Raw genomic sequence first — 3,227 nt, 5'->3', positions numbered from 1 at the left:
TTGCAATATCGAGCCCGATTCTTACGATTGCCATGCCTGCCTCCTTCTATCCGTTGGGAAACGCCACGCTTTGTTCAGCCTTTAGTGTATCCAGCTTCAGGGGTGGAGGGAGTCCATGACATTACCGCTAAGCAGGTGAGCAAATGTTCTTTTCCACTGTGCGTCTGAGCCAGAATTTGCGCGACCGCACACCTGATGTTTGCAGTGCTTCCTGGTTCGACAGCCCATTGAGGTGGTCGATGAACGCTGCGACCTGATCGTCGATCGAGGTGAACTGCTTATTCGCGCAGATTGCATCCTTTCCTTGCCCCCATAACGTATCCATCGGGTTGAGCTCCGGGGCACGCTTGGGCAACCACAGTAGCCGGATGCCAAGACGTGCTGCCAGAGCCTGTGACGCATGCGCAGTGTGCGTCTTGTGATTGTCGAGCACCATCGTGATTCGATAGCCACGATAATGGCGTCGCACCAGGTGCAGGAACGCCTGGAAATCTGGTGCCCGTTGTTGGCGTCGGACCAGGAACAGGCGATGCCCGGTCGCCAGATTCATGCAGCCAAACACCACGCGCTTGGCATTCCCGCCGCTGAGCATGACTTGCGCCGGGATACCGCGAGGCGACCACATCGCGCGTAACGGCGGGAACAGCAATAGATCCGTTTCATCTTCGATCAGTATGACGCTACGCTTTGGCAACTTGCGCAGTACTTGCCGGATTTGACGCTTTTTTTTCTCGTTGAGGATCTGGCGCCAGCACATAGCGTGGCCGCTTCCAGACATACCCCAGGCGATGCAGGCAGCGCCGAATGGTCACCTGGTCGCACTGTATGCCCAGGTTCAGACGCACCTGATCCTGCAGTAACGGCACCGTCCAATGCGTCGCATGATAGCCGGAGCGCTCTGGCGGAATCATCATCAGTGCCTGGAGCAGGGTCTCGGCCGTTTCATTGGCCTTGCGTGGTCGTGTCAATATCGCGCGTAATTTCCCCAGAAGTGTCGAAGTAAAATTCCCCACCCCTAGCTCCGGTGATCAGCCGAGAGGAATGATCACCGAACTTCCTTTCTCGGGCGTCCAGGTCGGCGTGGCCGGGTATCAGCGGGCAAGGCATTAGCCGCCGAAGGCCGGTTTCGCAATGATTCTGGTAACAGATCGGCATGCTCACGTAGGCGGTATGACGAGCCTTCAATCTGCACCACGATGGCATGATGCAGAAGTCGATCCAGCAGCGCCGCTGCAACTACAGAATCGCCAAACACCTCTCCCCACTCTGCAAAGCTGCGATTGGAAGTCAGGATGATCGCGCACTTCTCGTAACAGGCGTTGACGAGCTGGAAGAACAGGTTTCCGCCATTCGAGCCGATCGGAAGGTAGCCAATCTCATCGACGATCAGCAGGCTATTGCGCGCCAGGTAGCGAACCCGCTGTGTCAGATTGCCCTCCCTCTCGGCCTTGGCCATTGAAGCGACGATCTCTGCCAGCGTACCGAAGTACACGCTCTTGCCAGCCCGGACTGCCTCTACCCCAAGCGCAATGCAAAGGTGCGACTTGCCGGTGCCCGGTGGACCGAGGAAGTGTACGGTCTGCCGGCGCTCGATGAAGTCGAGCTGGGCCAGTGTCATGATCCGGTCACGGTCCAGACTTGGCTGGAAGCTGAAGTCATAGCCACTGAGCGTCTTGATGGTACTGAGCCTTGCCGTTTGCAAAGCCATCTTGATGCGTCTGGTTTCGCGGGTGGTAAATTCCTCGCCCAGCAGCGTTTCCAGTACCTCCAGCATGGAGGTATCCCCTTGTTCGAAGCGTTTGAGGGTGATATCGAGTGCTTCGAGTGCGCGGGGCATACGCAAACCGACGAGATATCGGCGAATCCGCTCAAGTGTTGATCCAGGTACGGCGCTCATGTCGATCTCCTGGTTCCAGCCAATCGCTTGGCGACTTGGTCATAGAACGACAGAGGCCGTCGTGCAACCGACGGTGTCGGCTCCGGGACAGCAGCTTCCAATGCTTGCTTCGAACGCTGGTGCGAACGGCGGTGATCCGGTAGCAGGGAAGTTCGGCGTCTGCCCTCAAGCACAGGGTGAATGGCCAGAAGCTCGTCATCCTCATAGATACGGATCTCATGGGCCAGAGTATGGACTTCAAGGGTGCGTTTGCGGGCACGGTCAGGCACGCTATAGTAATTGCCGCCGACGGAGACGAGCCCTTCATGGCTGACACGGCGCTCCAGCCGAATCACGCCATTGAACAGGCCAGCCGGCAGGGGCTGTAAGGCGGGTCGCTCTTCCTGGAAGTGCTGTAGCACCACTCGTTGTGTCGTGCCGTGCAGTCGAACATTGGCAACGGTGTCGAGCCAATGACGCAGTTGCAGGTTCAAGTCGCCGAGATTCTGGAAGCGCCGCGCCAGAAAGAAGTCTTGGCGGATATACCGGTAAGGTCGTTCCACTTTACCCTTGGTCTTGGCCCGGTAAGCCTTGCATGCGCGCGGAGCAAAGCCGTAATGCTGGGCGAAGGAAACCAGCTTGGCGTTGTAGATGATGTGCTTCTCGACCTCGCCCAGGACCGCTGCCTTCATGCGATCGTAGAGAATCTCATGGGGCACACCACCAAGGTGTTCAAAGGCTTCCATATGACAGCGAAGTACGGTCTGCAAATCCTGGTGTTCAACAAAGCGGCCCCAAAGATAGCGGCTGTGCCCAAGAACCATCGAGAACAGCCAGATGGCGCGACGTTGGCCCGGTGCATCATCGAACTCGACGTTGAAGTGGGCGAAATCCACCTGCGCCTGCCGACCTGATGGCGTTTCGAAGCGCACCTCAAAGTTGTTCTGGCGTGGCGGACGGACTTCACGAACTAGGTCACCAAGTGCGGTACGACCACCTTCGTAGCCCATTGCTCGAATCTCGCGTAATAGCCGCTCAATACTGAGTTCCGGGAAGGTACGTATGCGATCAGTGATGTAGTCAACAAACGGATCGACCACACACGGTCTCGGCGCTCGCGGCCCATACCTTGGCGCCTGTACACCTTCCTTGATGTATTTGCGAACAGTCTTGCGGTCCATACCTAAACGGGCGGCAATGGCTGAAATGCTCAGTCCTTGCCGATGCAACTCCAGAATCGTCATGACTTCTCCCAGTTCGACCATCAAATGCCCCCAAGGAAGGATCCCAAGGGAAATATGGTCGTCGATCATTGGAAGTGGGGGGGGGGGGGGACCCCCCCCCCCCCCCC

4 protein-coding genes are annotated in these 3,227 nt (G+C 57.5%); all 4 read right to left on the bottom strand.

Going from position 1 to position 3,227, the window contains the following annotated elements; translation table 11 throughout:
• Positions 1 to 127 precede the first annotated feature (127 nt).
• The 4 genes from IGW03_RS37335 to istA all read right to left on the bottom strand — a co-directional run bounded on the left by IGW03_RS37335 (position 128) and on the right by istA (position 3,141).
• Positions 128 to 757 (bottom strand): transposase, encoded by a 630-nt coding sequence (locus IGW03_RS37335; protein WP_194727434.1) that lies wholly within the window; start codon positions 755 to 757, stop codon positions 128 to 130.
• A complete protein-coding gene (locus IGW03_RS39230) occupies positions 681 to 911 on the bottom strand; it encodes a winged helix-turn-helix domain-containing protein (protein ID WP_369122971.1) in 231 nt (76 codons plus the stop codon). Before IGW03_RS39230 ends, IGW03_RS37335 begins: the two co-directional genes overlap by 77 nt.
• 134 nt (positions 912 to 1,045) lie before the next feature.
• On the bottom strand, positions 1,046 to 1,897 hold the full coding sequence (gene istB, locus IGW03_RS37325; protein ID WP_194727432.1) for an IS21-like element helper ATPase IstB: 852 nt from the start codon (positions 1,895 to 1,897) through the stop codon (positions 1,046 to 1,048).
• Positions 1,894 to 3,141: an IS21 family transposase gene (gene istA / locus IGW03_RS37320; RefSeq protein WP_194727435.1), complete on the bottom strand. Its 1,248-nt coding sequence runs from the start codon at positions 3,139 to 3,141 to the stop codon at positions 1,894 to 1,896. Before istA ends, istB begins: the two co-directional genes overlap by 4 nt.
• Between the last annotated feature and the right edge of the window lie 86 nt (positions 3,142 to 3,227).

Origin of the sequence: Noviherbaspirillum malthae, assembly GCF_015352985.1 — a bacterium.
Taxonomy (GTDB): Bacteria; Pseudomonadota; Gammaproteobacteria; order Burkholderiales; family Burkholderiaceae_D; genus Noviherbaspirillum; species Noviherbaspirillum malthae.
Note: the sequence above shows the minus strand (reverse complement) of the source record. Positions and strands in the feature narration are given on the sequence as shown.

Coding starts and splice junctions, on each gene's coding strand:
- istB (WP_194727432.1), bottom strand. CDS start 1,897: ATGAGCGCCGTACCTGGATCAACACTTGAGCGGATTCGCCGATATCTC.
- IGW03_RS39230 (WP_369122971.1), bottom strand. CDS start 911: ATGATTCCGCCAGAGCGCTCCGGCTATCATGCGACGCATTGGACGGTG.
- istA (WP_194727435.1), bottom strand. CDS start 3,141: ATGGTCGAACTGGGAGAAGTCATGACGATTCTGGAGTTGCATCGGCAA.
- IGW03_RS37335 (WP_194727434.1), bottom strand. CDS start 757: ATGTGCTGGCGCCAGATCCTCAACGAGAAAAAAAAGCGTCAAATCCGG.